The organism is Wenzhouxiangella indolica (assembly GCF_042310355.1).
Classification (GTDB): domain Bacteria; phylum Pseudomonadota; class Gammaproteobacteria; order Xanthomonadales; family Wenzhouxiangellaceae; genus Wenzhouxiangella.
The window spans coordinates 493,136-519,302 of the sequence record NZ_JBHJMR010000001.1; the positions used below are offsets into that span (position 1 = coordinate 493,136).

Sequence of the window (26,167 nt, forward strand, 5' to 3'; positions counted from 1 at the left end):
CAAGCCAAAGTCCGGTGGTTCCCGGTCAGGCGTCGTGAACTCCCGGGGCTGCCCAAGGGTTGATGATTCGCACGCCGGTGGGCGCGAAGTCTTCGACGTTGCGGGTCATCAGGGCCAGGCCGTGGCGCAGGGCGGTGGCGGCGATCAGGCCGTCGATGGCGGGGATGCTGCGGCCGTTGGCGCGGGCGGCGGGGGTGATTTCGCCCGAGATCAGGCTGGTTTCGCTGTCGATGGGCAGGATGCGGTCGCCGTAGTGCGCGTGCAGCTGGGACAGCCAGGCTTCCAGTTCGCTCTTGCGGCGGCCCGGTTCGAGCAGTGCGATGCCCTTGGCCAGTTCTCCCATTGTCAGCACGCTCAGGAACAGTTCGTCGTCGGCGTGTTCCCTGACGGCCGCACGTACGCGCGGATCGCCCTGCGGATGCCGGATTTCCGATAGAACGCAGGTGTCGAGCAGGACTCTCACAGCGGCACGTCGCGGTCGCTCGCGCGGTCTCGCGCTAAATCAACGCCCTCCAGGCTCGGGCCGCTGCCGAGCAGGAACGCAGCGAAGCCGGGGCGCTTGCCCGTCAGGCGCTGGTAATCGGATTCGGAGAGAATCACGACCGCATCGTCACGTCGCGATACGCGTTGCGGCCCCTCGGTCAGCGCGCGGGTGACCACTTCGCTGAACTTGTTCTTGGCGTCGGCGAGTTTCCAGTCCATGGGTCACTGAAAATAGCTAGATTGGCTAGATATTATCGGGGCGGTAGAGGCGGTGTGCAAGCCGGAGGTTTTTGTGGGCGATCAGCCGATCAGCTCGTTGATCTTGAGCACCGTGCGCCAGTTGCGGGTGGTGACCGGCGAGCCGGCCAGGCGGTCGAGCAGGGCGGGGGTGATCTTGGAGCCGGCCTGGCCGGAGGCGTAGTGGATCCATAGGCTGCCCGTGCGTTGCGCGATCGTCTCGCCCGAGGCGGCGTACTCGCTGAGTTTTTCCGCGGCGTCGGGCGCCAATTGCTTCTCGGCCAAACCCAGCATGACGCGGTTGGGTTCGGAGGCCGAGGCTTCGCGAAACGGATTGAGTTCCATGTACAGCGGCCAGGCAGCGGCCGGGCGCACGATCACCGACACGCGGTGACCGAAATGCGAGGCGATAGCGCCGGCGAGCTGCTTCTCCAGCGCCGAGGTGCTGCCTTCGGCACTGAACAGAATGTTGCCGCTCTGGATGTGGGTGGCCACGTTCTGCCAGCCGATGTCGGCGCAGATGTTGCGCAGCTCGGCCATGGGGATCTTGTTGTGGCCGCCGACGTTGATGCCGCGTAGCAGGGCGATCCAGCGATTGGGCGATTGCGCGTTCATGGTGCGGGTTCCGGGTCGAGTCCAGCGGGTTCAGCCAAGTCCCATCATCACCCGGAACGCAGCCTTCTGCCAAGCTTGCTTCACGCCTGGCGTGGAATGACCGGGGGTGGGCGGCGGGACTGGCTCAGGGCTACGCCGCCCAGGATGAGGGCGCCGGCGATCATCATGCCGGGGGTGACGGGTTCGGCCAGGACCAGCCAGGCCCAGGCGACGCCGAACAGGGGCACCAGGTAGGTGACGGTGGCGGTGCGGCTGGGGCCGATGGTCTCGAGCAGGCGGAACAGGAAGGCGTAGGCGATGCCGGTGCACAGCACGCCGAGGGTGATGGCGCTGGCCCAGACGGTGGCGTTGATGGACTGTTCGGGCCAGTGCCAGATGGCCATCGGTGACAGTACGACGGCGCTGCACGACAGGGTGGCGCCGCCGAGTGCGATTGGCGGCAGGCCGGCGAGATGGCGCTTGACCAGGTTGCCGGCCAGGCCGTAGCAGGCCGCGGCCGTGGTCGCTGCCAGCGCGGCCCAGCCGACGGGTACGCCGGCCATCGGCATGCCGACCATGACGATCACGCCGATGATGCCCGAGGCCAGGCCGAAGCCGCGGCGGGTGCCGATCTTCTCGCCGAACATTAATCCGGCGAAGAGCACGGCGAACAGGGCGGTCATGCTGTTGGCGATGGCGCTGATGCCCGCCGGGGCGATCTTGGTCGCCCAGGCGAACAGGGTAAACGGCACGGCCGAGTTGATCATGCCGATGGCGAACAGCACGCGCCAGCGCCCGGCCAGGCGATGGCGGGCGCGGTAAACGAAAGGCAGCAGTACCAGGGCGCCGAACACCAGCCGGATCTCGACCAGGGCGAAGGGCCCGAACTCCGGCGCGGCCACGCGCATGAGCAGGAACGACCCGCCCCAGATGGCGCCTAGCAGTACGAGCTCGATCATGGCCTTGAGTTCGTCGGCGGTAGCGTGCGGGGTATCGCTCATGTTGCGTAAACAGGCCTGGCTGGCACGGAAGCGCCAAAGGATACCGTGTGCGCGAAGAATTGCTTGACATGGCCGGTATTTCGAGTATTCTGGAAATATGAAATCACCAGCTTCCCAAATGAGTTCCGCAGAAGACCTGGCGCCCGTATTTGCCGCGCTGGGGCAGGGTGCGCGTCTGGACGTGATGCGCCTGTTGCTGGCGGCTTATCCCGATGCGGTGGCGGCCGGGGAGATCCAGGAAAAGCTGGGGATCCCCGCTTCGACCTTGTCGCATCACCTGCACAAGCTGCGCGAAGTGGGCCTGGTCAATTCCCTGCGCGAAAGCCAGTGGATCCGTTACGCGGCGCGCGCGGATACCCTGGAGTCGCTACTCGATTTTCTTTATTCCGAGTGCTGCAGCCGCAACGCGGTGGTGGACTCGGACCTGGCCGGTCGCTGTTGCTAGGCCGAGTGTTCGGTTGTTTCAGCGGCTTTTTTTGATCCTTTAATTCGATAATTGCGGAAATATAGGAGCAAGTCATGAACAAGACCCACATTTCTCTGGACGTGAAGAACCTGGACGCGGCCGTGGCGTTCTATCGCAACTTCCTGCAGGCCGAGCCGGCCAAGCTGCGGCCCGGTTACGCCAACTTCGATCTGGACAACCCGCCGCTGAAGCTGGCATTGAACGAAGCGGGGCAGTCCAGCGTTTCGCACCTGGGTGTGCAGGTGGAAGGCCGTGACGCGGTCTTCGCCGAGATCGAGCGCCTGAAGGCCGCCGGCCTGGGCACGTTTACCGAAACCGACACCGACTGCTGCCACGCCATCCAGGACAAGGTCTGGGTGGCTGATCCGGACGGCAATCGCTGGGAGGTGTTCGTGGTCAAGGGCGACGTGCCGGCAAAGGCCGCGGCCGCCGAAGCGGCCGGGTGCGGATGCAGCTGCGGCGCGTAGACTGCCTTCAGGGCTCGAAGCGATCGGTGAAGATGAAGATGCCCGGCGCGGTCAGCAGGTACTGGAACTGGGGCTGGTCGACGGCATTGGACTGACAGTCCAGTACGGCGCTTTGCTGCTCGCCGCTGGTCGGTGCAAAGACCAGGGTGAAGTCGACCGCATCGGACGGCGCAATCCCGGCCCAGCTCAGCGGGTCGGGTTGCGTCTGGAACTCGCCCGCGCCGGCGGCGAGGTTGCACTCGATGTCGAGCGGTGCCGTTCCGCTGTTGGTGAACTGTCCCGACACCGAGGCGTTGTCGCCCGGCGCGACCAGGCCGAAATCGACTTCCCCGGCTTTGGGGTCGGCCGTCAGCCGTGGAGCGATGCCGGTGCCGGTCAATTCACCGCTGCGGGTGCCGACATTCGTTGCGACGAGAAGCTGGCCGGAGCGCTCTGTGTCGGACTCGGGCGCGAACACCACCTCGATCGAGCAGGTCTGCCCCTCGGCCAACGTGACTTGGTCGCAGCCGTTGTCGGCGATGGTGAAATCGGTGATATCGGTCGAAACGCCCTCGATGATGAGTCCGTCGGCATTGCCGGAATTGACGGCCTGGATGGTCAGGGGCGTGCTGGTCTGGCCCGCTTCCAGCTCGCCGAAATCCAGTGCGCCGGGCTCAAGCGAGATCAGTGGTCCGTCGACCTCGACGGATACCAGGCCGTCGATGGCCTTGGATGGCGTGAATGGTCGACCTTCATCCTCAGGGGCATCCCATTCCAGGGCAACATCCGTACCGTCCGGAGTTGCCGGATCAATGGTGAAGGCGATCGAGCCTGAAAACGAGGCGATAGGCATTCCGGTGAGGTTGGCCACTGCTACGACGATGCGGTTTGTGTCGTTGAGTTGGCAGCTCGCGAAGAAGGCAGTGGACGATTCGCACATATCGGAAACGTCGACCTGGCTGAATGCTTCGATTCCCTGGATGCGTGCGCGAGCCTCCAGCGAGTCGGCGTTGTCTGTGTTGTCGAATTCGAACGTGACCGAAACCGTGTTGCCCGGCGCGCCGCTGACCGATTCGAGGGTCACGATGCCGCCGGTCTGCTGTGCCTGGGCGGCACCGGCGAGCAGGAATGTAGACAGCACCATGGCGCGGACTGCGCGATCGATGGATGCCAACGTGAAGCGGGGACTGACATGCATTCGGGGCGACTCCGTAGTGGTCCCCCTACTTAGTGCCTATCACTTTAGCACCGCGTCAATTCCGAGTCCGTGATGCAGTTGGCGAATCGCGCCATTCGTTCAGGTAATCGATAACCGGCGCAATCGCCGGTGGGGTTCGATCGCTGAAGGGCATGGGCGCGATCAGCCCGCGGTGAGATGCCTGCAGGACCATCGGCGGCGGCGCTTCTTGCAGTGGCAGTGAGTCAACCGCCACGGCGCCGTCGCCGATGGACTGCCCGGTTTGCGACCACAGCTCGCTGATGGTCTTCTTCAGTTCGGGTAGCCCGAGTTCCTGGCTCAGGTCGGCGAGTTCCCGTTCCATCACCGGGGTCGGTTCGGCGATGCGTCCGCCGATGATCCGGATGGGAACGGTATCCGGCCACGGTCGGGCATTGAGTTGCTGCAGGTACTCGCTGCCCGGGCGCAGGTCGATCTTGGCCGCGCCCGTGCCGTCGCGCAGGGCGGCAAACAGCGAGAAATCACCTGCGGGCAGATCAGCGGCGTACTCGCGCAGTTCCAGCCAGGCCCGCAGCCGCGCCCACTCCGAGCCGTGATTGGGCGTGGCGATCAGGATTGTCCCGCGTACTTCGGGGCCGTCCACCGTCGGTGCCGACTCGACGGGATGGCGATGGCGAGAGACGAAATCGCGGATCACCAGCCCGCCCATGCTGTGACCGACCAGCACGACCCGCCGCGACGAGGCCAGCCCGGGCCAGGCGCTTGCCAGCGCGTCGGCGCTGGCGTCGACGGCCTGGTCGTTGGGGTAGCGGAACTCGACCTGTTCGATGCCCTCGGTATCGAGCCGCTGCTGCAGTTGAGACCAGATGCCGCCGGGCTCGTCCACGCCGTGGACCAGGACGACTTCTACGTCGGCAGGCGGCTGCACGGCCTGGTCGTGGCGGAAGAAACCGGTGGCTTGCTCGGCCGGGCTCATCTGCTCGGGAAACCAGTCCCAGAGCTGTTCCTGCACCTGGATGCGCAGCTCGCGTTCTTCTTCCGGATAGCGTTCCGTCCAGGCGCCCCAGGCGAGCCACAGCCCGAGAACGACACCGACTACGACCAAGAGCCGGCGTTTCATGACGCGGCCGCGGCCGGCCTGGTCGAGCCATAATCAAAACCTATGGCAGGCATGACAACAATTGATTTCATAAATACGTGCAGAGTCGATATCATCAGGGTACATTGAACGGTTGAACCCGGCGAAGCGCTGTCGCGCTGGCGACGGGGCGTACTAGATTTTCTGACACTGGAGGAGAGATACATGGATACCGAAGCAAAGTGCCCGTTTGCACCGGCGAAGTTCCGGCATACCGCGAGCGGCAGCCTGTCGAATTCGACCTGGTGGCCCGAAAGCCTGAACCTGAGAATTCTCAATCAGAATTCGCCCAAGGTCGATCCCATGGGCGGGGAATTCAACTACGCCGAGGAATTCAAGAAGCTCGACCTCGATGCGGTCAAGAAGGATATCCGCGCCCTGATGACCGAGTCGAAAGACTGGTGGCCGGCCGACTACGGCCATTACGGCCCGCTGTTCATCCGGATGACCTGGCACGCCGCCGGCACCTACCGCGTGGCCGACGGCCGCGGCGGCGGTTCGACCGGCAACCAGCGGTTCGCCCCGCTCAACAGCTGGCCCGACAACGGCAACCTGGACAAGGCGCGCCGCCTGCTGTGGCCGATCAAACAGAAGTACGGCAAGCAGCTGTCCTGGTCCGACCTGTTGATCCTGACCGGCAACGTCGCGCTCGAGTCGATGGGCTTCAAGACCTTCGGATTCGGCGGCGGCCGCGAGGATATCTGGGAGCCGGAAGGCGACGTGTTCTGGGGTCCCGAAAGCGAATGGCTGGGCAACGAGCGTCACCGCGAAGACGGTGAACTGATGGGTGACCTGGCCGCCGACCACATGGGTCTGATCTACGTCAACCCGGAGGGCCCCAACGCCAACCCGGATCCGGCCGAGGCGGCTTTCTATGTTCGCCAGAGCTTCGGCCGCATGGCGATGAACGACTACGAAACCGTCGCCCTGATCGCCGGTGGACACACCTTCGGCAAGTGCCACGGCGCCGCGCCGGATTCGCACCTGGGTCCGGAGCCCGAGGCCGCTCCGATCGAGCAAGGCGGCCTGGGCTGGAAGAACGATTTCGGCACCGGCAAGGGTAAGCACACCATCACCAGCGGCATCGAGGGCGCCTGGACGCAGACGCCGACGAAGTGGGACATGACCTTCTTCGAGAACCTGTTCAACTTCGAATGGGAAAAGCACAAGGGCCCGGGTGATTCGTGGCAGTGGCGGCCCGTCAACGAGGAGGCGCAGGGCATCGTCCCCGACGCGCACGACCCCGACGAAACCCACGCGCCGATGATGCTGACCACCGACCTGGCGCTGAAGGTCGACCCGGACTACCGCAAGGTCTCCGAGCACTTCTGGAAGAACCCGGACGAGTTCGCCGACGCCTTCGCGCGTGCCTGGTTCAAGCTGCTGCACCGCGACATGGGTCCGGTCGATCGCTACCTCGGCCCGGAAGTGCCGGACGAGGAATTGATCTGGCAGGATCCCGTCCCGAAGGTCGACCACGAACTGATCGACGAGTCCGACATTGCTGAACTCAAGGGCAAGCTGCTCGACTCTGGCCTGTCGGTGTCCGAACTGACCTTCCTGGCCTGGGCTTCGGCCTCGACCTTCCGGCACACCGACAAGCGCGGCGGCGCCAACGGCGCGCGCATTCGCCTGGCGCCGCAGAAGGACTGGGAAGCCAACCAGCCCGAGAAGCTCGGCGGCTGGCTCGATGCGATCGAGGGCGTGCAGAAGGCCTTTAACGACGCCCAGTCGGGCAACAAGAAGGTCTCGCTGGCCGACCTGATCGTGCTCGGCGGTGTTGCCGCGGTCGAAAAGGCCGCCAGGGACGCCGGCTTCGACGCCAAGGTGCCGTTCCATCCGGGCCGCACCGACGCCACCGACGAGCAGACCGAAGTCGATTCCTTCGAATGGCTCGAACCGAAGGCCGACGGCTTCCGCAACTACCTCGGCCACGGTCACGACCGTCCGCACGAGGAACTGCTGGTCGATCGCGCCCACCTGCTGGGCCTGACTGCGCCGGAGATGACCGTACTGGTCGGCGGCATGCGCGCCCTGGGCGCCAACCACGATCAGACCGCGCACGGCGTGCTGACCGACCGGCCGGGTCAGCTGACCAACGACTTCTTCGTCAACCTGCTCGACATGAGCACGGATGTGAAGGAGACCGATCGGGAAGGCATCTACGAAGGCCGCGACCGTCAGACCGGCGAGGTCAAGTGGACCGCCACGCGCAACGACCTGGTCTTCGGCGCCAACTCGCAGTTGCGGGCGGTGGCCGAGGTCTACGCCAGCGAAGACGGCCGGGAGAAGTTCGTGCAGGACTTCATCAACGCCTGGAACAAGGTGATGAACGCCGACCGTTTCGACCTGGCCTGATCGGGCGACATTCGTCAGCAATCAACCCCGGCTCCCCCTGGGCGCCGGGGTTTTTTTTGTCTTTCCCCGGGGGCTTGCAACAATCGGCAAACAGCCTGCAACTTGCGAGCAAGCAAGCCTGCGCCGAAGACCGCACAGTAGGACATTCGAGTCGAACAGGGGAAACGAATGGCACAGCGCGGTGCGAGCTTGTACTTGCTGGCGGCGATGGCGGTTGCGCTCTGGCCGGCGGCGGGTTCTCCCGGAGCCGGCGAAACCGATGCCGGGTCGTCCGTCCCGGCGGGCATTCCGGCGGATGCGGGGGGGAGCCCTTACGGCGACAGGCCGCGGGTCGTCGTCATTTCTCAGGGACGCGCCGGCGCCGATCGTTAGTTGCACGGGGCGGTTTTCCCCGGGGATGTGAACTGGGTCCGACGCTTTGTCGTTAGACTTGTGCGCTGTCTTTCTGACTGTCGCTTTTCATGCCCCTTGTTTGGCCTGGGTGCCTTCCCGGATGCGCCCGCTTGTTCGCCTCATTCCTGCTTGCCGCTGCGTTTAGCGCATCGCCTTTGGCGGTCGCACAACCCGACTGGCTGGACGAGGGCTATCTCCTCGATCGCTGGACCAACGTGGACGGGCTGCCGGTCAACGGCACGACCGATGTGCATATCGGCAATCGGGGTTACCTGTGGCTGGCGACCTTCGACGGACTGGTGCGCTTCGACGGGTACCGGTTCAGAACTTTCAACGCCAGCAATGACCAACTGCCGGGAAACCGCCTCACTCGCCTGGTGCAGCAAGACTCGGGCCTGATCTGGGTGCTGACCGAGCAGTACGCCCTGGCCAGTTTCGACGGTCGCCGATTCCATGCGGCCGGTACCGCGCAGGGACTTCCCGCCGAGCGCGCGCTCAAGCTGCATCTCGACGGCCGCGACCGCCTGTGGGCCGGCACGGAGCGGGGGTTGGCCCGCGCCTGCGGTCCGTCCTGCTTCAAGAGCATCGGGCACCGGAGCCTGGACGGACGCGCCGTGCAGACGTTTGCCGATGCCGCCGACGGCGGCATCTGGGCGGGAACCGCCGCCGGGGTGGTCGTGGGCCTGTCAGGCGTCGACGTGCGGCAGGTCGTGGATGCCGCCGCGGGACTTGCGCTGGCCGATGTCCGGGCGCTGCTGGTCGACGACGATGGTGTCCTCTGGGCCGGCGGCGCGGGCGGCCTGGCGACGATCGTCGACGGCCGGGCTGAAATGCTGCATGGCTTCATGGGTGAAACGATCAACGACCTGGAGCTGGCGCCCGGTGGGGACGTGATCGCGCAGGCCTACGATCGAAGCTATCGCCTCTCGGACGGACGCTGGCGGGTCGACAACGCCGGCCCGATCGGCGGCTACGTGCGGCTTGTCGCTGCCGGGCCGCAGGGTTCGGAATGGCGGGTGCGCCAGAACGAGCTGTTGCGCGACGGAGAATCCGTGGTGCGCGCTTCCTGTCCGATTCGCGACTTCGAATTCGATGCCGTCGGCGGGGTCTGGCTGGCCACGCTTTGCGACGGGCTGTGGCGGCTCAGGCAGCGGCAGTTCGAAACGATATCCGAGCATCGCGGCCTGCCCGATGGGCCGGTCTACGGTTTGGTGGAGGACGATGCGGGTCGGGTCTGGGCGAGCGTCGGGGCGGGCCTGGTCGCCGAAATCCGGGACGGGCAGGTCAGCATGCTGCACGAGGCCGGCTCGTCGGGTCAGGTGGTGGGCACGGTGGCGACCGACGGCGATGGCGCGGTCTGGGTCGGCAAGGGCGGCGTGTGCCGGATGGGGGCCGCCGGTTGCGTAACGCCCTCCCGGCTGCCGCGGGTTTTGCGCAAGAGCCTGGTCAGGAGCATCTTCGAGGATGCGCGCGGCGGGCTCTGGGTGGGCAGCCAGGCCGGCTTGTGGCGGCGCTTCGAGGGGCGATGGCAGAACATGCAGCCGGCGCTGGCCCTGCCCGACCGGGTGCAGGCGCAGGTGATCATGCAGGCCGGTAGCGGCAACCTCTGGTTCGGCACCGATTCCAGCGGTCTGCGTCGCCGCTCGGCCAGCGGCGACGTCGTCGCCCTGGGATCGGCCGAGGGGCTTTCCAGCAACCGAATTCGCGATCTGCACGAAGACGCGGCGGGGCGACTGTGGGTGGTGACCGCCGACAGCGGACTGTGCCGCTCCGACCGGCCCGAGACCGAATCGGGACTGGTGTTCACCTGCATGGGTGAAAGCGAAGGCCTGTACTCCAACAGCCTCCACCGTTTGCTGGCCGATGATCAGGGGCGGTTCTGGTTCAACAGCAACATGGGCGTCTTCCGGGTCGATCGGCGGGCCCTGGAGCGTGTGCTGGACGGCCGGTCGAGCCGCGTCTATCCCCGCGTCTATACCGAAAGAGACGGGCTGCCCGACCGCGAGGGCAACGGTGGGGTCCAGAATGCCGGCATCCGCCTGGATGACGGGCGCCTGGCGTTTCCGGGGCAGGGCGGAATCGTCGTGTTCGATCCGGACAATGTGCGGGATCTCGAGGGTGTGCCGCGGGTTGTGCTGGAGCAAGTCCGGCTGCCGGACGGCAGCGATCTGCCGGCCGATGGGACGGTGCAAGTCCCCCTGGGGGAACGCGTGTTCTCGCTTCGGTTTACCGGCATCAAGCCGGGGCTGACGGGGCAGACCTACTTCCGTTATCGGATGAACCGCGGCCCGTGGGTGGAACTCGGCGCGGACCGCAATCTGACTTTCGATGATGTGCGCCCGGGACGGCACGAACTCGAGATCGCGGCCGTCGATGCCGACAGCGGTCTCTCGGGCCCGGTGGCCGGCATGACGATCGACGTGCCGGCCCTGTTTCACGAGCGTAAGGACGTTCGATTCGCGCTGGCGCTTGCGTTGGTTGCCCTGATCGCGCTCTGGTTGATGCGTCGCCGCCGCGCGGCGATTCGGCTCCAGCAGTACCTGCACCGCGAAGTCGAGCGTCGGACCGTCGAGGCCATGCGTCAGCAACGCCGCGCCGAAAGCGCCCTGTCGGCCGACGCGTCGGCGACGAACGGCGGCGAGGCGCGGCGACCGGTCGATTCATCGCCCGGCGAAGCGTCGCTGCTTGCCGACGAGGTGCGCGCCTGGGTCGAGAACAACGTTCAGCACGGCAGCCTTTCGGTGGAGAAGCTGGCCGAATCGCTGTTCATGTCGCGCAGCAAGCTGCATCGCCGCCTGGTCGAGCAAACCGGCCGCTCGCCGGGCGAGTTCATCCGCGACGTGCGCCTGGGCATCGCCCGCCAGATGCTGCACGAGCAGGGGGCGAGCGTCTCGAACGTCGCCTTCGCGGTCGGCTTTTCGAGCGTGTCGGGGTTCAGCCGCGCCTACCGCAGCCATTTCGGCGAGTCGCCCTCTCAGACCGCGGGCTGAGCGGACACGCTTCCTCGACCCCGGCGCCGCGCGGGCGCCGGGGATTCCGGTCCGCCTTCGCCTCAATCCTTCATATGGCTGAGGTCGTCGTTGCGCACCCAGATGTCGGCGTAGTAGCTGGTGATCGCTTCCCGGTCGATTTCGCGCATCTTGTTGAATTCCTCCTCGCCGAAGTGCTCTTCGAGCATTTTCCAGAAGCCGTTGTCGCCGTCGAACTCCGCGAAGCTCGCGGCAGGCGAGACGACGTAAATACCGCTGTTGTGCTCACCGCCGATGGATGAGTAGAAGTAGAAGGGTTCGTGCCAGTCCTTCTCGGCGGCAGCTTCGGCGTACTTCTTGACGTTCTCGAGGAATGCTCTCGAATCGTCGAGCTCGAAGGCCGTCACCCAGGCAATCTTGCGATCGGTGTCGTCGTCGACGTGATGGCTGTGCTCGCCCAGATAGACATCGAAGGTGGCGTAGACCTTTTCGACAGCGGCGTGGTAGCGCTCCTTGAACTGCTCGTAGCATGCGTCGAGCTCGGGAGTGTCCTCGTCAAACTCGGCCCAGCGTTGCTGGTTGAGCACGAATGCGTAGCGGTCCACATCGCCGGTTTCTGCCTTGTAGACGGTCCACTCGGCGCTGTCGTCGGCTTCCCTGATGCAATCGTTCCAATCGGCGACGACTTCCTTGTAGGCATCGTGCTGATCGCTCTTGACGTGTTCCATGTAAATGCGCTGGACCCAGTCTTCGGCTTGATCATCGTGGTCGTCGGCCCAGACCGGGCTGGTGGCCAGGACGCTACAGCAGGCGGTAACAAGTATTGCTCTCATGTCGAATACTCCCTAGGGGTGGCAGGAGGAGACAGTCGAGCAAAACCGTTTGGGCAATACCTGTCGAAAGGCTTTCAGGCAATCCGGGGCGCGGTTTCATACCCGAATCTACCGTATGATTTGCTCCCATGTCGGCCTATTTCGTCATCATCTCCCTGATCGTGGTCGGGCGGCTCCTGGCGCCGGCGTTTCCCGCCAGCGCGCCGGAAGTGCTCAACCGCGTGGTGATCATGCTGTGCCTGCCGGCGCTGATCTTTATCCACGTACCGACCCTGGAAGCCAGCACGGCGCTGCTGCCGCTGGTGATCGTGCCCTGGGCCTTGCTGGGGGTCAGCGTCGCCATGGTGCTGCTGCTGGCGCGTTGGTTGGATTTGCGGCGCGAGGCGGTGGCCGTGCTCTTGCTGCTGCTGCCGCTGGGCAATACGTCGTTTCTGGGCTTTCCGCTGGTCGAGGCGCTGCTGGGCGAGGACCAGGTGCGTTACGCGGTGGTCTACGACCAGTTTGGGTCGTTTCTGATCGTGTGCACGCACGCCTTGTTCGTGCTGGCCTGGTTCGGCACCGGGCAGCGGCCGGCCTTTGGCGACATGGCGAAACGGATCGTCACTTTCCCGCCCTTCATCGCCCTGGTCGGCGCACTGCTGCTGGGCAACGCCTGGTTCCCGGACTGGCTGATGGACCTGGCAAACAATTTCGCCGACATGCTTCTGCCGCTGGTGACGCTCGCCATCGGCATGAGCCTGCACCTGCGCCTGGTGTCCGAATATCGCCGCCCGTTGTTCATCGGCCTGGCGAGCAAGCTGGTCATTCTGCCGGCCGTGGCGCTGGGGCTGATCCTGCTGCTCGATACCCAGCCGGATATTGCCAGGGTGGCCCTGATGGAAGCCTCGATGCCGCCGATGATCACCGCCGCGGCCCTGCTGTCCTCGGCCCGCCTGGCGCCACCGCTGGCTTCCGCGCTGGTCGCCTGGGGCGTGTTGCTGTCGGCCGTGACCGTCCCGCTGTGGTATTTCCTTGCAGGATGGGTGTTCTAGAACGGCGCGTGACCCGGCGTGCGCGGGTAGGGGATGACGTCGCGGATGTTGGTCAGCCCCGTGATGTAGTTGAGCAGGCGCTCGAAGCCCAGGCCGAAGCCGGCGTGCGGCACCGTGCCGTATCGGCGCAGGTCCACGTACCAGCTGTAGGTCTCGGCATCCAGGCCGTGTTCGGCCATGCGGCGCTTGAGCACGTCCAGGCGCTCCTCGCGCTGCGAGCCGCCGATGATCTCGCCGATGCCGGGGGCGAGCACGTCCATCGCCGCGGCGGTCTTGCCGTCGTCGTTCAGGCGCATGTAGAAAGCCTTGATCTCGTCGGGGTAGTTCTTGACTACCACCGGCGCCTTGCAGTGCTGCTCGGTCAGAAAGCGTTCGTGCTCGGTCTGCAGGTCCAGGCCCCATTCGGCCGGGTATTCGAACTTCTTGCCCGAGGCCTTGAGGATGTCGATGGCCTCGGCGTAGTCCATCTGGACGAAATCGGTTTCGACGAGTGTTTCCAGGCGGGTGACCGCCTCGGGCTCGATGCGCTCGGCAAAAAAGGCCATGTCCTCGCCGCAGCGATCGAGCACGCGGCTGAATATGGCCTTGAGAAAGTCCTCGGACAGGTCGGCCAGGTCGTCGAGGTCGGCAAAGGCGATCTCGGGCTCGACCATCCAGAACTCGGCCAGGTGGCGGGCGGTGTTGGAGTTTTCCGCGCGGAAGGTCGGGCCGAAGGTGTAGACTTTGCTCATGGCCAGGCAGTAGGCCTCGACGTTGAGCTGGCCCGAAACCGTCAGGAAGGCCTCGCGGCCGAAGAAGTCCTCGCGGAAGTCGATCTTGCCGTCGTCGTCCTTGGGCAGGTTCATCAAATCCAGGGTCGAGACGCGGAAGAGCTGGCCGGCGCCCTCGGCGTCCGAGGAGGTGACGATGGGCGTGTTGATCCAGTAGTAGCCGCGGCTGTCGAAGAACTCGTGGATGGCCTGCATGGCGGCATGGCGCACGCGGGTGACCGCGCCGAAGGTGTTGGTGCGCGGGCGCAGGTGGGCGACGGTGCGCAGGAATTCGAAGCTGTGCTTCTTGGGCTGGACGGGGTAGGTGTCGGGGTCCTCGACCCAGCCGACCACGTCGATCTCGGCGGCCTGGATCTCGACGCTCTGGCCGCGGCCCTTGGATTCGACCACGGTGCCGCGGCAGCTCAGCGAGCAGCCCGAGGTCAGATGGCGGATTTCTTCCTCGTAATTGGGCAGATCCTGGTTGGCCACCAGCTGCAGATTGCCCTGGGTCGAGCCGTCGTTGAGGTGGATGAAGGAAAATCCGGCCTTGGAGTCACGGCGGGTGCGCACCCAGCCCTGGACGGTCACCTCGGATCCGACGGCGATTTCGCCGCCGAGCACCTGTTTGATGCTGGCAGTCTGCATGGTGTTGAGAACCTTTTTCATTGAAAGACATGGAGCGAGCCGCAATAATACCCAACATGGCAACGGCAACCCAAGAAAACGCGAGCGAAAGCGGCATTCTTCTCACGGAATCGGCCATCGGGCGCGTGCGCGAGTTCCTCGAGCGCGACGGCGGCGTGGGACTGCGCATCGATATCCGCCGAACCGGCTGCTCGGGCTACGCCTACGACGTCGGCCTGGCGCACGAAGTGGGCGATTCCGACCACGTTTTCGAGCAGGACGGCCTGAAAGTCGTCGTCTCGGACAAGGCCATGCCCATGGTCGCCGGCACCACGGTCGATTTCGTCAACGAGGGCCTGGTGCGGGAGTTTCGGTTCCGCAATCCCAACGTGACGGGTGAGTGTGGGTGTGGAGAGAGCTTTACCGTGGGCGGGTGATCCCGCCGACGGAAATCCTAAATTCGAAACCCGAAATCCGAAACAAACTCGGAATCCGAAAACCCAAACGGGGCTGGGCCTCCGGGCCAGTGGTTTGTTTCGAGTTTGGTGCTTCGAATTTCGAATTTGATCCGCGAATTGCCTACCGTAAGCCAAGCGCGCTAAAATGGGCGGATTTACCAGCCGGAGCCCGCCAATTATGCGTTTGATCGAAGAAGCCCTGACTTTTGACGACGTTTCACTGGTTCCGGACTACACCGAGGTTCTGCCCAAGGACGTCGATCTGTCCACCCGGGTCACGCGTGATCTGAAGCTCAACATTCCCCTGCTTTCGGCGGCCATGGACACCGTCACCGAGGCGCGCCTGGCCATCGCCATGGCCCAGGCTGGCGGTGTGGGCGTGATCCACAAAAACATGTCGATCGAGCGCCAGGCCGACCACGTGCGCGTGGTCAAGAAGTACGAGGCCGGGGTGATCAAGGATCCCTTCACGGTCGACCCCCAGACCACCATCCGCGAGGTCATCGAGCTCACGCGCCGGCACAACATCTCGGGCGTGCCGGTGGTCGACGGCAACGAACTGGTCGGCATCGTCACCAGCCGCGACATGCGTTTCGAGCGCAAGCTCGACGATCCCGTGCGCAACATCATGACCCGCAAGGACAAGCTGATCACCGTCCAGGAAGGGGCCAGTCAGGACGAGGTGCTCGAGCTGCTGCACAAGCACCGCATCGAGAAGGTGCTGGTCGTCAACGGCAACTTCGAGCTCAAGGGCCTGATCACCGTCAAGGACATCCAGAAATCGCGTGATTTCCCCAACGCCGCCAAGGATTCGGCCGAGCAGCTGCTGGTCGGCGCCGCGGTCGGTACCGGGGGCGACACCGAGGACCGCATCCAGGCGCTGGTTGCCGCCGGCATCGATATCGTCGTTGTCGACACGGCGCACGGTCACTCCAAGGGCGTGCTCGATCGCGTCAAGTGGGTCAAGAAGCACTACCCGGACGTTCAGGTCATCGGCGGCAATGTGTCGACTTCCGACGGTGCGCGCGATCTGGCCGAGGCCGGCGCCGACGCGGTCAAGATCGGGCAGGGGCCGGGCTCGATCTGCACCACGCGCGTGGTCGCCGGCATCGGCGTGCCGCAGGTCAGCGCGGTGGCGGCTGCCTCCGAAGCACTGATGAAGCATGACGTACCGGTAATTGCCGACGGCGGCATCCGCTTCTCCGGCGATGTGGCCAAGGCACTGGCCGCCGGGGCATCGACGGTGATGATCGGCAGCCTGCTCGCCGGCACGGAAGAGGCCCCCGGCGAAGTTGAGCTCTACCAGGGTCGCTCGTACAAGAGCTACCGCGGCATGGGTTCGCTCGGCGCCATGGAGATGGGCTCGAAAGACCGCTACTTCCAGGCCGAGGCCGACATCGACAAGCTCGTGCCCGAAGGCATTGAGGGCCGCGTGCCCTACAAGGGCCCGATCGGCACGGTGGTGCACCAGCTCATGGGCGGCGTGCGCTCGGCCATGGGCTACGTCGGCTGCGCAACCATCGAAGAGATGCGAACCCGGCCGCGATTCGTGCGCATCTCGGCCAACGGCGTGCGCGAGTCGCACGCCCATGACGTGTCGATTACCAAGGAAGCGCCGAATTACAAGCTCGGATAAGCCTGAGGTCTCAGGTTTCAGAAAATGGATGCGTCGGCATGAGCAAGGTGACCAGGCTTGAAGAAGAAGTGAAAGACCTTTCGGAGGCCGAACTGGCCCAGTTTCGTGAGTGGTACCTCGAATTCGACGAACGCTGCTGGGATCGTCAGATTCAGGCCGACTCCAAAGCCGGCGGGCTGGACGACATGGCCGCGGAGGCGGTTGCCGAGTACAAGAAGGGCAATTCGCGGGAATTGTGAGGCACTTTGCATCTTTACGATTCTGGACCTGCCTTTTGGATTGGCGTATCGCGCACTGGGTGTCGATGTTTCAGACGGCGTTCTCTGGTTCTGGGTTGGCTCACATGCCGACTACGACGCGCTGATCAAGCGGAGTTAGTGCTTATCTGCGTTTATCTGTGTTCATCTGTGGGCAAAATATGGATATTCACTCTCACCGCATCCTGATTCTCGACTTCGGCTCGCAGTACACCCAGCTGATCGCCCGCAGGGTGCGCGAGATCGGGGTGTTTTCCGAGATCATGCCCTATGACGTGGGTGACGAGGCCATTCGGGATTTCGGCGCCAGCGGCGTGATTCTCTCCGGCGGACCCGAATCGGTCGCCTACGAGGACAGCCCGCGTATTTCGCCGCTGGTTTTCGACCTGGGCGTGCCGGTGCTGGGCATCTGTTACGGCATGCAGGCGATGGCCGCGCATTTCGGCGGCGCGGTCAGCCCGTCCGATGAAAAGGAGTTCGGCTATGCCGAGGTGGCGCTGAGCGAGCCGGGCAGGCTGTTTGCCGGTATCGAGGATCGTGTGGCCGACGGCCAGGGCCTGCTCGAGGTCTGGATGAGCCATGGCGACAAGGTCAGCGGCCTGCCGGACGGCTTCGTGACGACCTGTACCACGCCGTCAGCACCGATTGCCGGCATGGCCAACGAAGGCCAGCGCCTCTACGGCCTGCAGTTCCACCCGGAAGTGACCCACACCAGCCAGGGCCGGCGTATTCTCGAGCGCTTCGTGCACGATATCTGCGGCTGCGAGGCCACCTGGACCACCGAGGCGATCATCGACGACCAGATCGAGCGGGTGCGCGAGCAGGTCGGTAAGGACACCGTGTTGCTGGGCCTGTCCGGCGGCGTGGATTCATCCGTGGTCGCCGCGCTGCTGCACCAGGCCATCGGCGACCAGCTGCTGTGCATCTTCGTCGACACCGGCCTGCTGCGCTTCCAGGAAGGCGACGAGGTCATGGCCATCTTCGCCGAGCACCTGGGTGTGCGCGTCGAGCGCGTCGACGCCCGCGACCAGTTCATGAACGCGCTCGCCGGCGTGGCCGACCCGGAAGAAAAGCGCAAGATTATTGGTGGTGAGTTCATCAAGGTCTTCGATGCCGCCGCCAAGGGCCACCAGGAAGCCGGCTGGCTGGCGCAGGGCACGATCTACCCCGACGTGATCGAGTCGGCCGGCGCCAAGACCGGCAAGGCCAAGGTGATCAAGTCGCACCACAACGTCGGCGGCCTGCCCGAGGACATGAACCTCAAGCTGGTCGAGCCGCTACGCGAGCTGTTCAAGGATGAAGTGCGCAAGATCGGCGTCGAGCTGGGCCTGCCAAAATCGCTGGTCATGCGCCATCCTTTCCCGGGGCCGGGCCTGGGTGTGCGCATCCTGGGCGAGGTCAAGCCCGAGTTCGTCGAACCGCTGCAGAAGGCCGACCATATCTTTATCTCGGAACTACGGTCCGCCGGCCTCTACGACAAGGTCAGCCAGGCCTTCGCCGTGTTCCTGCCGGTCAAGTCGGTCGGCGTGGTGGGCGACGCGCGCCGCTACGAATACGTCATCGCGCTCAGGGCCGTCGAGACCATCGACTTCATGACCGCCCGCTGGGCTTACCTGGACCACGACTTTCTCGACCACGTCTCGCGTCGGATTATCAACGAGTGCGACGGTGTCTCGCGCGTGGTCTACGACATCTCGGGCAAGCCGCCAGCGACGATCGAGTGGGAGTGACGTGCGTCGGAGCGCGACCATGAGAGCCTGCTCGATGTTGCTGCTCGGTCAAAACCGCGGGCCGATTACCGCTCAGCCGGCGTAATGAAGGAAAGCAGCATTTTCAGGGATCCCATTGGTAGGCGCCGCGCCTTGACCGTCGTACTCGCTTTGCTGGTTGTGGGGCTGCTGGTGCATGCCTTTTCGCTGATCTGGGGCACGCCTGTTTCTTTCGACGGGGCAATGAACCTGCAGGTGGCGGCGTCCTTGGCGGAGGGGCGAGGCTACGGGCGATTCTTCGATGAATGGGTTCTGTTTCCGCGTGAGATTCAGACCAATGCGCCATACTTGTTCCCGGCGGCCCTGGTTTTCGCCCTGTTCGGTGTCTCCCTTGCCACTGCTCAGCTCGTTTCTCTCGCCTACCTCGCAGGCCTGGTTCTGATCATCTTCCTGCTGGGGCGGCGTCTGGCAGGCCCGGTTTCGGCGCTGATTGCCTGCGTGCTGGTATTGGTCGTGCCGGAGCTTTCTCGCCTGGGTGCCAACGGCTATGGAGAAGTGCCGGCGCTGTTCTGGCTCCTGACGGGACTTTGGGTATTGCACCGCGCCCTCGACGCCGACGGCCGCTGGCGCTACATGGTGGCGGGGATGTGCTTCGGCCTGTCCATATTGACCAAGACCGTCATGTTGATGCCGGTTGGCGTTGTCCTCGGTCTGCTGGCGTCAGCGCTGCTCTGGTCCGAACGAAACTGGAGGGATCCGGCTCGAACCGGTGCAGGCTTGCTCGTGCCCATTGTCTGTTGGGAGGCATGGAAGCTTTGGGCTATCGGCGGTGTGACTCCTTGGCTTGGTTGGTGGCAGGTCCAGCTCGACAGCATCCTGAGGCAGGCCGGCGTCAGCGAGGGGTTCCAGGATAGTCCGGGGCATGCCGAGAAACTCATTGCTCACGCCGACGTGCTTGCAGGCAGTCTGGGGCTGCCATTGTGGCTTCTTCCTGTCTTGCTTGGGATTCCCGCCACGATTGCAGTGATTCTGTTTCTCCGAATTCGCAAGGAAGGCATTCGGGATGCGGGCGCGCTGGTGGCGATGATGGTCTGCGCATGTATCCTGGCCTACTTTACTTGGTGGCTGCTGGTCACTCCGACGCAGAAGGCATGGTATCGCCGAATATTCAACGGCGTGTTGCTGCTGATGCTCTGTGCGCCGCTGTTGCCCGCTCTGGCACGACACGCCGGGCGCTATTCCTTATCGATCGCGGTCTCCGTAGTGAGCGTGGCCCTTCTCCTTGGCGGATCGTTGCAGCGCTTTACCCTCACGATGCCCATCAGTCAGGAGGTTCGTGAGCGTTCCACCCGGGCTGTTGTGGACTTCATGAAGGCAGCCCCGCCAAATGCGAGATTTTTCGGCTATCGCTGGTATTCACAACCGGTGTTTGGGCTGTATTCCGGGCGACCGATATTTGACATCGACAAGCACAAGTACTGGATAACGCCCGAGCAAGGGCCACACTTCCTTCCCATCGATGGATACATGAACAGCGCGGGCGCCGCCGACAAAGCACTACGGGGGTTCGAGCACGAGCAAGTTCTCGAGGACTCTAACTGGGGACGAGTGGTCAAGCTCACAAGCGAGTACGAATTGTCGCCGTTTGACGACGAGGAATCTCAGTCGTCGAGGCCTGAGATCGATTTTCTTGCCGGTGATGATGGTCCGGTACGCGGGATGTTTCCCCCGGAGCGAGATGGTTGGCGCTGGGCCGAGCCACTCGCTGCTGCGGTGCTCGCGTATGAAGGAGAAGACGTCCTCGTTGTTCGCGGCAGCAGCCGTGCTCCGGCTCATTACCGTTTCCCCGGCGATCATGAGCGCTTTGGTATTCGGGCCAGGGTTGCCGACTGCGATCTCGGGTGGCAGTATCCGGACAATTCGGGAAAGTTCGACCTGACTTGGTTGCTCGAGGACTGCGAGTTGTCGCCGAAGACTAATTCGGTGCCCGTCCAACTGCGCGCTAGTGCGATTCTGAACGGGAACGGACGCCCGCTATCGTGGGTTGCCCACGAGATTCGACTGCAACCTCAATCGACAACGGAATACCAGTGACATGAAACTTGTCATCCAGATTCCCTGCTTCAACGAGCAGGAGACGCTTCCGGTGACGCTCGCGGCCTTGCCGCGAGAAATACCCGGCATCGACAAAATCGAGTGGCTGATCATCGACGACGGCAGTTCGGACCGCACGGTTGATGTCGCCCGCGAGCACGGTGTGGACCATGTGGTTTCCCTGTCGCGCAACCGGGGGTTGGCGACGGCGTTCACGACCGGCCTGGAAGCGTCGCTGTCGGCCGGCGCGGACATCATCGTCAACACGGACGCGGACAATCAGTACAACGCCGAAGACATCTCCGAATTGGTCAAGCCGATTCTCGCCGGAAAGGCGGAAATCGTGGTCGGGGAGCGCCCCATTACGGAAACCAGGCACTTTTCGGCGACCAAGAAGCTGTTGCAACGCCTCGGAAGTTGGGTAGTGCGAAAGGCGAGTGGCACGGACATACCTGACGCTCCCAGCGGATTCCGTGCGATGTCGCGCGAGGCAGCCCTGCAGCTGAATGTCTTTTCGAGCTACACATACACCCTTGAGACTCTGATCCAGGCCGGGCGCAAGAACATGTCGATCACTTCGGTCCCGGTCAGGACGAATCCGGACCTGCGGCCCTCGCGCTTGCTAAAGACAATCTCGTCCTACGTTTGGCGGTCGGTTGCGACCATCGTGCGAATATTCGTAATCTACAAGCCGTTTCGGTTCTTCATCCTGATTGGGGTGACTTTGCTCTCGCTCGGCATGCTCATCGGCCTGCGGTTTCTCTACTACTTCGCAACAGGCGATGGCAACGGCCATGTCCAGTCGCTGATTCTCTCTGCCGTTCTGCTGGGAATCGGGTTCCAGACCATCCTTGTCGCGTTCGTGGCTGATCTCCTGGCAGTCAATCGGCGATTGCTGGAAGAATTGCGGTACCGGATTCGAAAGTCCGAGCTCGGCCTGTCGGCGGACGTGTCGCGGACGGGTGCCGTGTCCCGTGCAGATCGGAGCTGATCCGGGGTATGTCATCCGACAAGCCGCCATTTTTTATCGTCGGCTGCGGCAGATCCGGCACGACGCTGCTTCGTTCCATCCTCGACGCTCATCCCGATGTGGGCGTTCCGCTGGAGTCGCTGTTCATCATCGACTACCTGTTGAGCACCCAGCCGGTGGAGAGAATGCGGGCGCTGTTACCGTTAGAGTACGAGCTCTCCGAGTGGGGGATCGAGGTCTCGCAGTCCGATCTGGAAGATTGCGACAACGCAAGTGACCTCATTGCCAGGGTTCACGAGCTTTATCTAGCGCACAATGGAAAACGGCGGTGGGGTCAGAAGACGCCACGTTTCGTGCGCTATGGCTCGCTGGTCAAGCGGCATTTTCCCCGCGCGCAGTTCATCCACCTGGTCAGGGATCCCAGGGCGGTGGCCAGCTCGCTGGCGCGCTCACAGGTCCATCAGTCGACGCTCTATCACGGTGCGAATCGGTGGCGGAACGATGTCGGGGCTGGACTGGCGCTCGAGCTGGACTTTCCGGAGGATGCGCTTCGCGTGCACTACGAAGCGCTGGTCTCTGATCCCGAGAGAGAGATTCGACGGGTGTGCGAGTTCCTTGGCCTTGAGTTCGTTGACGACATGCTGCGATTTCACCAGCAAGCTCCTTCGGAGTACGGCAGTTACTACAGTCAGATTCACTCCGGCCTTGGCAAGCCGGTTTCTCCGTCCGCTGCCGAGGGTTGGCGCGACAGGTTGTCTGACCGGGAAGTGGCACTGGTGGAACGGCTCGCTGGACCGCTGATGAAGGAGCTTGGCTACGCGGTCGAGAGCCCGCCCCGCATCGGGCCCTCCACATCCTATCTGTGGCGCGTGCGTCTGGGACGAGTGCCCGGCATCTTCAAGCAACTGATGCACTACCGCCGTCATCGGTCGGGCTACCTGTCCGGCGTAATGCGACGGAAGCGTGCCCTGAAGACCCTGGGCCCAATACCCGTCAACAACTGATGAAGGGGCGCTCGGTACTCAGAAGACTACTGGGCTGGCTCCTGCTGGCCGCGGCAATGTTCTTCCTGGGGCGGTCGATGTTCGAGCTTGGTCACTCGGTCGAATCCAGAGCAGTGCTACCCGCCTGGCATGCCCTGTTCGCGAGCTGGATAGTCAGCGCGCTGTGGCTGGTTGCCATGGCCCTGGGCTGGATGTGGGTGTTGCGCTATCACACCGGAGCAAAGTCTCTGCCGCCCCTGGTCGTTCTGGCCCGCGTGTTCATGCATGCCTTCGTGTCGCGCTATGTGCCGGGCAAGGTGTGGTCGGCCGTGGCGCTTTATGAGCAGTTGCGCGACCGGCTGGCGCCGGCTGATGTGCTCCGGAGCTACTTCCTGCAGCAGCTGCACCTGTTTGCCAGTGGGGCGGTCCTGGCCGCCGGCGTGCTGCCCTGGATGGCATCAGGCCTGTCGCCGACGTCTTCCTGGACCACGTCACTGGTTGCACTCACCGCGGTTGCGGGTCTGGCATGGGCTCTTTTCCCCAGGACGGTCTTCGGGGTGCTGGGCGGGGTGTTGCCCATTCGCGAGCGGTGGCGCCGGGAATTGGTCTTTCGGGGTGCCGTATGGCAGTGGAGCGCCGGATTCGGGATTTTCATGCTGGTCGGCGTCCTGCAGGGGCTGGCGATCATTCCGTTGTGGCAGTCGCTTGCCGACGTTGCCGATCAGCTTTCGTTCGTCGAAATGGCCGGCGTAGTTTGCGCCTATGCGGCTGCCCGCATTGTCGGTCAGCTCGCAACGGTCGCCCCGGCGGGGATCGGCGTGCGTGAAGGCGCCTTCGTGCTGTTGACCACGAGCTTGTCGCCCGAGATCGCGCTGGTGAGCGTGCTGTGGCTGCGACTGCTTGCCACGTCCGTCGAAGCGCTGGCGTGGTTGTCAACGACCGTGCTGGTTCGGCGGCCGTGAATACAGCAGGTGCCGTGCGCTTCGGCCGAATCAGACCACCTCGTCGAAACCCAGCGCTGAAGCCGCTGGCCGCGTCAGCTCCAACAGCTCGTCGAGTTCGCGGTCGGTAAAGTCGGGGTGGTAGTAGTCCGGTGCGCTGATCTGCCGCGAATACTTGCCGATGATGGCTTGGGCATCGTTATCGTGAAGTCGGGCGTGATCGAACACCGCCTGAATGCCTTCAGCCGGTGCACGGCAAAGATCGTCGTAGCACACGAGCAAGGAGGCGGACCTCAGTCCGTCGTGTCGCTCAAGTTGCCGCAGGACATGTTCGTAAACTGAATTCCAGTACAGGGCCCAGCCGGCGACCCAGCGCCCTTCGCCCCAATAGGCCGCGATCCTTGCGGCCGCGTCGCTTCCCACATTGACCGCGCGCCTGCCCGGACCAAACTCGAAGTGGCCGGATAGACGAAGCTGGTAGGCCACGCGCTGGTCCTCGGAGTGCGCGCGATGGAATAGTCGATCCTGCTTGAGCAGCGAGGCCACCTGGTTGACGGGGTTGCGGTAGGGAATGATGAAGCGGGCGTCAGGAAACAGTTTGAGCAGGTAGCGCAGACGAAAAACGTTGTAATTGCCCTTGCTGGCGTAGCGAGACCTTCCGCGCACCAAAAGCAGTTTTCGAATGTGGTCGCGGTAGAAGGACTCAAAGGTCGGATGCTCGGTCGCTTCGTCCAGGATCTGACGGCTGCCGGGATCGTGCAGGCCATCAAAGAACGCCATCCAGACGACTTCCTCGACCGCTTCCGGGCTGTTCTCGGAGACCATGATGCGGTCGCGATGGGCTCGCTCCACGGTCTGGACTGGCTTTCGCCATGCCCGGTCGGCGAGCCAGTTGCGCCAAAACGGCGTCCAAACGTTAGGAAAATCGGCGTAGCGGTGGGTCGCAATGTGCGGATGCTGCGCCAGCATCTCGGTGAGAATGGTAGTGCCCGAACGAGGCACACCGGTCACGTAGACAGGTTGCCGGATTGGCGTGCTTTCGAGTTCGGCGCGCAATACCGATGACTCCAGATCGCCGAGCTTTCGCCACAACGCTTTGCCGGCGCCGAAGAACCGGGACTTCAGGTGCAACCGGGGCGGGATGTGCTTTCTGCAGAACGGTGTTTGTCGCTCCATGATGATGCTAATGTCGGTCGCTGTTCATGTGACCTGTTCGAGGTTGTGTCGAGTCTGTCGAGGATCCAAGAAGCAGGCTTGCACAAGTCTACACGATCGGTGCAGGATGACCGGGCAGGGCTTTTTCTTTCTGTACCTTCATTACATGCACGCGCACGATCCCCACCTGGATCTACCGCGTTCCAGAAGGACCGTGGCAGCCATGGATCCGGAGCGGCTCGACCTTCTGACGGCCACGGCGCCAGCGTCGGCTTGCTCCGACCGGGACAGTGGGATATGCGCTCGTTACGTGCAGTACGCCGAGGCGACGCTGGACCTGCGCGCCGACATCGCTTCATTGCTGGCCGGGCTGGAGGAGCGGGGTGTACTCGAGGACACGCTGGTCTTGCTGTATTCGGATCACGGAGAGGAGTTTCATGACCATCAACGACGTGCCGAGCAACGGGACCAGGATCCGCGCGGGTTCTACGGGTTCGGTCACGGGCAGAGCCTTTACCAGGAGCAGCTTCATGTTCCGCTGATTGTCTGGCACCCCGACCACCGCGGGAAGGTCATTTCCACCCCGGTGAGTCTGGTCGACGTGCTACCGTCGATTGCCGACTGGCTCGGGATCGCATTGCCGGAGAACGTGGACTATCCAGGGCGCTCCTTCGGCGGCTGGGTCCATGAGGCCGAGAACGGGGCGTTCTCCTGGGAAGCCAGCCGGCGCGAGATGTGGAACGATAGCGAAAGACCGCTGTTTGCCTCCGGTATCGCATACGGCCCCGAGCAGTTGGCTGTGATCTCAAGTGGCATGAAATTGATCTGGCACGAGGCCGACAACGCGCGTGAGTTCTACGACCTCACGCGCGATCTACTAGAGCGGGATCCTGTAGAACCAGGTCGCATTGCCCTCGCTGATCGGCTTGACGATCTGTTGGGCGACTACTTCGAGTGGTTTAATTCTCAGGATTACCTGCCGCCGGAACTCGGTAGTGACATGGTCGAACGACTCAAGGGCATGGGTTACTTGCAGGGCGTTGAGTCGTCGTCGCAGGAATCGTCCCAGGGAGATAAGCGGTCGCCGGCGGACCGGGAATCCGAGCCCTGATCGTTTGCCGGCCAGCGCACCGTGGCCCGATCGTATACTAGGCGGCTGATGCATTTGGGAATCCGGGAGCCAGGAATGCTTGCAAGGTTTTTGACAATGGTCGCTGCCCTCGCACCGATATCGGCGCTGGCCTACATCGGCCCCGGCTCGGGCATCAGCCTGCTCGGTGGCCTTTGGGGCGTTCTGGTCGCGATCGTGCTGGCCGTCGGTGCTGTCCTGATCTGGCCGATTCGCTACATGTTTCGCCGCCTGCGGCGCAAGCGGGGCGAGGCTGCGGCCGGCTCCGGTGACGCGGCCGAAGAATCCGATGCCGTTGACGCGGAACAGCCTTCCAACCGGTCCGAGTGATTC

Annotated in this window: 24 protein-coding genes; 15 read left to right on the forward strand and 9 right to left on the reverse strand. The window is 63.8% G+C overall.

Annotated features, from left to right (window positions below):
- Positions 1-25: 25 nt before the first annotated feature.
- From ACDC67_RS02400 to ACDC67_RS02415, 4 genes are all read right to left on the reverse strand, one after another.
- Entirely contained in the window at positions 26-463 is a 438-nt protein-coding gene (locus ACDC67_RS02400) for a type II toxin-antitoxin system VapC family toxin (RefSeq protein WP_376690274.1), read from the reverse strand.
- Positions 460-702, reverse strand: coding sequence for a type II toxin-antitoxin system prevent-host-death family antitoxin (locus ACDC67_RS02405; RefSeq protein WP_376690276.1), 243 nt, complete (start codon positions 700-702; stop codon positions 460-462). The genes ACDC67_RS02400 and ACDC67_RS02405 overlap by 4 nt, the downstream gene beginning before the upstream one ends.
- A gap of 81 nt (positions 703-783) precedes the next feature.
- Positions 784-1,335 carry a DUF1697 domain-containing protein gene (locus ACDC67_RS02410; protein WP_376690278.1) on the reverse strand — a complete coding sequence of 184 codons (552 nt, stop codon included), beginning with the start codon at positions 1,333-1,335 and terminating at the stop codon, positions 784-786.
- A gap of 80 nt (positions 1,336-1,415) precedes the next feature.
- On the reverse strand, positions 1,416-2,315 hold the full coding sequence (locus ACDC67_RS02415; protein WP_376690279.1) for a DMT family transporter: 900 nt from the start codon (positions 2,313-2,315) through the stop codon (positions 1,416-1,418).
- Between the two features lie 118 nt (positions 2,316-2,433).
- Between ACDC67_RS02415 and ACDC67_RS02420 the strand changes: the two genes are divergently transcribed.
- Both ACDC67_RS02420 and ACDC67_RS02425 read left to right on the forward strand, forming a co-directional pair.
- Positions 2,434-2,760: an ArsR/SmtB family transcription factor gene (locus tag ACDC67_RS02420; protein ID WP_376690281.1), complete on the forward strand. Its 327-nt coding sequence runs from the start codon at positions 2,434-2,436 to the stop codon at positions 2,758-2,760.
- Positions 2,761-2,834: 74 nt separating this feature from the next.
- Entirely contained in the window at positions 2,835-3,248 is a 414-nt protein-coding gene (locus ACDC67_RS02425) for an ArsI/CadI family heavy metal resistance metalloenzyme (RefSeq protein WP_376690283.1), read from the forward strand.
- A 7-nt stretch (positions 3,249-3,255) separates the two neighbouring features.
- Here ACDC67_RS02425 and ACDC67_RS02430 read toward each other — a convergent pair whose 3' ends face one another.
- On the reverse strand, positions 3,256-4,425 hold the full coding sequence (locus tag ACDC67_RS02430; RefSeq protein ID WP_376690285.1) for a choice-of-anchor D domain-containing protein: 1,170 nt from the start codon (positions 4,423-4,425) through the stop codon (positions 3,256-3,258).
- 55 nt (positions 4,426-4,480) lie between these two features.
- Positions 4,481-5,524 (reverse strand): alpha/beta fold hydrolase, encoded by a 1,044-nt coding sequence (locus tag ACDC67_RS02435; protein ID WP_376690287.1) that lies wholly within the window; start codon positions 5,522-5,524, stop codon positions 4,481-4,483.
- A gap of 183 nt (positions 5,525-5,707) precedes the next feature.
- Between ACDC67_RS02435 and katG the strand changes: the two genes are divergently transcribed.
- Positions 5,708-7,900, forward strand: a complete 2,193-nt coding sequence (katG, locus tag ACDC67_RS02440) for a catalase/peroxidase HPI (RefSeq protein WP_376690288.1) — start codon at positions 5,708-5,710, stop codon at positions 7,898-7,900.
- Between the two features lie 548 nt (positions 7,901-8,448).
- Entirely contained in the window at positions 8,449-11,283 is a 2,835-nt protein-coding gene (locus ACDC67_RS02445; RefSeq protein ID WP_376690290.1) for an AraC family transcriptional regulator, read from the forward strand.
- A gap of 62 nt (positions 11,284-11,345) precedes the next feature.
- Here ACDC67_RS02445 and ACDC67_RS02450 read toward each other — a convergent pair whose 3' ends face one another.
- Positions 11,346-12,095: a hypothetical protein gene (locus tag ACDC67_RS02450; protein WP_376690291.1), complete on the reverse strand. Its 750-nt coding sequence runs from the start codon at positions 12,093-12,095 to the stop codon at positions 11,346-11,348.
- A 128-nt stretch (positions 12,096-12,223) separates the two neighbouring features.
- On the opposite strand from ACDC67_RS02450, the gene ACDC67_RS02455 reads away from it, so the two are divergent.
- On the forward strand, positions 12,224-13,126 hold the full coding sequence (locus tag ACDC67_RS02455; protein WP_376690292.1) for an AEC family transporter: 903 nt from the start codon (positions 12,224-12,226) through the stop codon (positions 13,124-13,126).
- On the opposite strand, the gene asnS is transcribed toward ACDC67_RS02455, so the two are convergent.
- A complete protein-coding gene (asnS, locus tag ACDC67_RS02460) occupies positions 13,123-14,544 on the reverse strand; it encodes an asparagine--tRNA ligase (RefSeq protein ID WP_459117366.1) in 1,422 nt (473 codons plus the stop codon). The two genes, ACDC67_RS02455 and asnS, sit on opposite strands and share 4 nt — an antisense overlap.
- 35 nt (positions 14,545-14,579) lie before the next feature.
- Here asnS and ACDC67_RS02465 point away from each other — a divergent pair, with 35 nt between their 5' ends.
- From ACDC67_RS02465 to ACDC67_RS02500, 8 genes are all read left to right on the forward strand, one after another.
- Positions 14,580-14,939 carry a HesB/IscA family protein gene (locus tag ACDC67_RS02465; RefSeq protein WP_376690293.1) on the forward strand — a complete coding sequence of 120 codons (360 nt, stop codon included), beginning with the start codon at positions 14,580-14,582 and terminating at the stop codon, positions 14,937-14,939.
- Between the two features lie 199 nt (positions 14,940-15,138).
- Complete coding sequence (guaB, locus tag ACDC67_RS02470; protein ID WP_376690294.1) at positions 15,139-16,596, forward strand: IMP dehydrogenase; 1,458 nt, start codon at positions 15,139-15,141, stop codon at positions 16,594-16,596.
- Between the two features lie 38 nt (positions 16,597-16,634).
- The gene (locus ACDC67_RS02475) at positions 16,635-16,835 is read left to right on the forward strand and encodes a hypothetical protein (protein WP_376690295.1); all 201 of its coding nucleotides are present in this window, start codon (positions 16,635-16,637) and stop codon (positions 16,833-16,835) included.
- A gap of 179 nt (positions 16,836-17,014) precedes the next feature.
- On the forward strand, positions 17,015-18,583 hold the full coding sequence (gene guaA / locus ACDC67_RS02480) for a glutamine-hydrolyzing GMP synthase (RefSeq protein WP_376690297.1): 1,569 nt from the start codon (positions 17,015-17,017) through the stop codon (positions 18,581-18,583).
- Positions 18,584-18,715: 132 nt separating this feature from the next.
- Positions 18,716-20,656 (forward strand): ArnT family glycosyltransferase, encoded by a 1,941-nt coding sequence (locus tag ACDC67_RS02485; protein WP_376690298.1) that lies wholly within the window; start codon positions 18,716-18,718, stop codon positions 20,654-20,656.
- A 1-nt stretch (position 20,657) separates the two neighbouring features.
- Positions 20,658-21,647, forward strand: coding sequence for a glycosyltransferase family 2 protein (locus ACDC67_RS02490; RefSeq protein ID WP_376690299.1), 990 nt, complete (start codon positions 20,658-20,660; stop codon positions 21,645-21,647).
- A gap of 8 nt (positions 21,648-21,655) precedes the next feature.
- A complete protein-coding gene (locus ACDC67_RS02495) occupies positions 21,656-22,630 on the forward strand; it encodes a sulfotransferase family protein (RefSeq protein ID WP_376690300.1) in 975 nt (324 codons plus the stop codon).
- On the forward strand, positions 22,630-23,571 hold the full coding sequence (locus ACDC67_RS02500; RefSeq protein WP_376690302.1) for a hypothetical protein: 942 nt from the start codon (positions 22,630-22,632) through the stop codon (positions 23,569-23,571). The genes ACDC67_RS02495 and ACDC67_RS02500 overlap by 1 nt, the downstream gene beginning before the upstream one ends.
- Positions 23,572-23,601: 30 nt before the next feature.
- Here ACDC67_RS02500 and ACDC67_RS02505 read toward each other — a convergent pair whose 3' ends face one another.
- Complete coding sequence (locus tag ACDC67_RS02505; RefSeq protein WP_376690304.1) at positions 23,602-24,726, reverse strand: sulfotransferase; 1,125 nt, start codon at positions 24,724-24,726, stop codon at positions 23,602-23,604.
- A gap of 106 nt (positions 24,727-24,832) precedes the next feature.
- Here ACDC67_RS02505 and ACDC67_RS02510 point away from each other — a divergent pair, with 106 nt between their 5' ends.
- Positions 24,833-25,816 (forward strand): sulfatase-like hydrolase/transferase, encoded by a 984-nt coding sequence (locus tag ACDC67_RS02510; protein ID WP_376690305.1) that lies wholly within the window; start codon positions 24,833-24,835, stop codon positions 25,814-25,816.
- 96 nt (positions 25,817-25,912) lie between these two features.
- Positions 25,913-26,164: a hypothetical protein gene (locus ACDC67_RS02515; protein WP_376690307.1), complete on the forward strand. Its 252-nt coding sequence runs from the start codon at positions 25,913-25,915 to the stop codon at positions 26,162-26,164.
- The last annotated feature ends 3 nt before the right edge of the window (positions 26,165-26,167 follow it).

Coding starts and splice junctions, on each gene's coding strand:
- ACDC67_RS02435 (WP_376690287.1), bottom strand. CDS start 5,524: ATGAAACGCCGGCTCTTGGTCGTAGTCGGTGTCGTTCTCGGGCTGTGG.
- ACDC67_RS02450 (WP_376690291.1), bottom strand. CDS start 12,095: ATGAGAGCAATACTTGTTACCGCCTGCTGTAGCGTCCTGGCCACCAGC.
- ACDC67_RS02420 (WP_376690281.1), top strand. CDS start 2,434: ATGAGTTCCGCAGAAGACCTGGCGCCCGTATTTGCCGCGCTGGGGCAG.
- ACDC67_RS02430 (WP_376690285.1), bottom strand. CDS start 4,425: ATGCATGTCAGTCCCCGCTTCACGTTGGCATCCATCGATCGCGCAGTC.
- asnS (WP_459117366.1), bottom strand. CDS start 14,544: ATGAAAAAGGTTCTCAACACCATGCAGACTGCCAGCATCAAACAGGTG.
- ACDC67_RS02410 (WP_376690278.1), bottom strand. CDS start 1,335: ATGAACGCGCAATCGCCCAATCGCTGGATCGCCCTGCTACGCGGCATC.
- ACDC67_RS02495 (WP_376690300.1), top strand. CDS start 21,656: ATGTCATCCGACAAGCCGCCATTTTTTATCGTCGGCTGCGGCAGATCC.
- ACDC67_RS02490 (WP_376690299.1), top strand. CDS start 20,658: ATGAAACTTGTCATCCAGATTCCCTGCTTCAACGAGCAGGAGACGCTT.
- ACDC67_RS02425 (WP_376690283.1), top strand. CDS start 2,835: ATGAACAAGACCCACATTTCTCTGGACGTGAAGAACCTGGACGCGGCC.
- ACDC67_RS02415 (WP_376690279.1), bottom strand. CDS start 2,315: ATGAGCGATACCCCGCACGCTACCGCCGACGAACTCAAGGCCATGATC.
- ACDC67_RS02515 (WP_376690307.1), top strand. CDS start 25,913: ATGGTCGCTGCCCTCGCACCGATATCGGCGCTGGCCTACATCGGCCCC.
- ACDC67_RS02475 (WP_376690295.1), top strand. CDS start 16,635: ATGAGCAAGGTGACCAGGCTTGAAGAAGAAGTGAAAGACCTTTCGGAG.
- guaA (WP_376690297.1), top strand. CDS start 17,015: ATGGATATTCACTCTCACCGCATCCTGATTCTCGACTTCGGCTCGCAG.
- guaB (WP_376690294.1), top strand. CDS start 15,139: ATGCGTTTGATCGAAGAAGCCCTGACTTTTGACGACGTTTCACTGGTT.
- ACDC67_RS02500 (WP_376690302.1), top strand. CDS start 22,630: ATGAAGGGGCGCTCGGTACTCAGAAGACTACTGGGCTGGCTCCTGCTG.
- katG (WP_376690288.1), top strand. CDS start 5,708: ATGGATACCGAAGCAAAGTGCCCGTTTGCACCGGCGAAGTTCCGGCAT.
- ACDC67_RS02455 (WP_376690292.1), top strand. CDS start 12,224: ATGTCGGCCTATTTCGTCATCATCTCCCTGATCGTGGTCGGGCGGCTC.
- ACDC67_RS02465 (WP_376690293.1), top strand. CDS start 14,580: ATGGCAACGGCAACCCAAGAAAACGCGAGCGAAAGCGGCATTCTTCTC.
- ACDC67_RS02505 (WP_376690304.1), bottom strand. CDS start 24,726: ATGGAGCGACAAACACCGTTCTGCAGAAAGCACATCCCGCCCCGGTTG.
- ACDC67_RS02510 (WP_376690305.1), top strand. CDS start 24,833: ATGACCGGGCAGGGCTTTTTCTTTCTGTACCTTCATTACATGCACGCG.
- ACDC67_RS02405 (WP_376690276.1), bottom strand. CDS start 702: ATGGACTGGAAACTCGCCGACGCCAAGAACAAGTTCAGCGAAGTGGTC.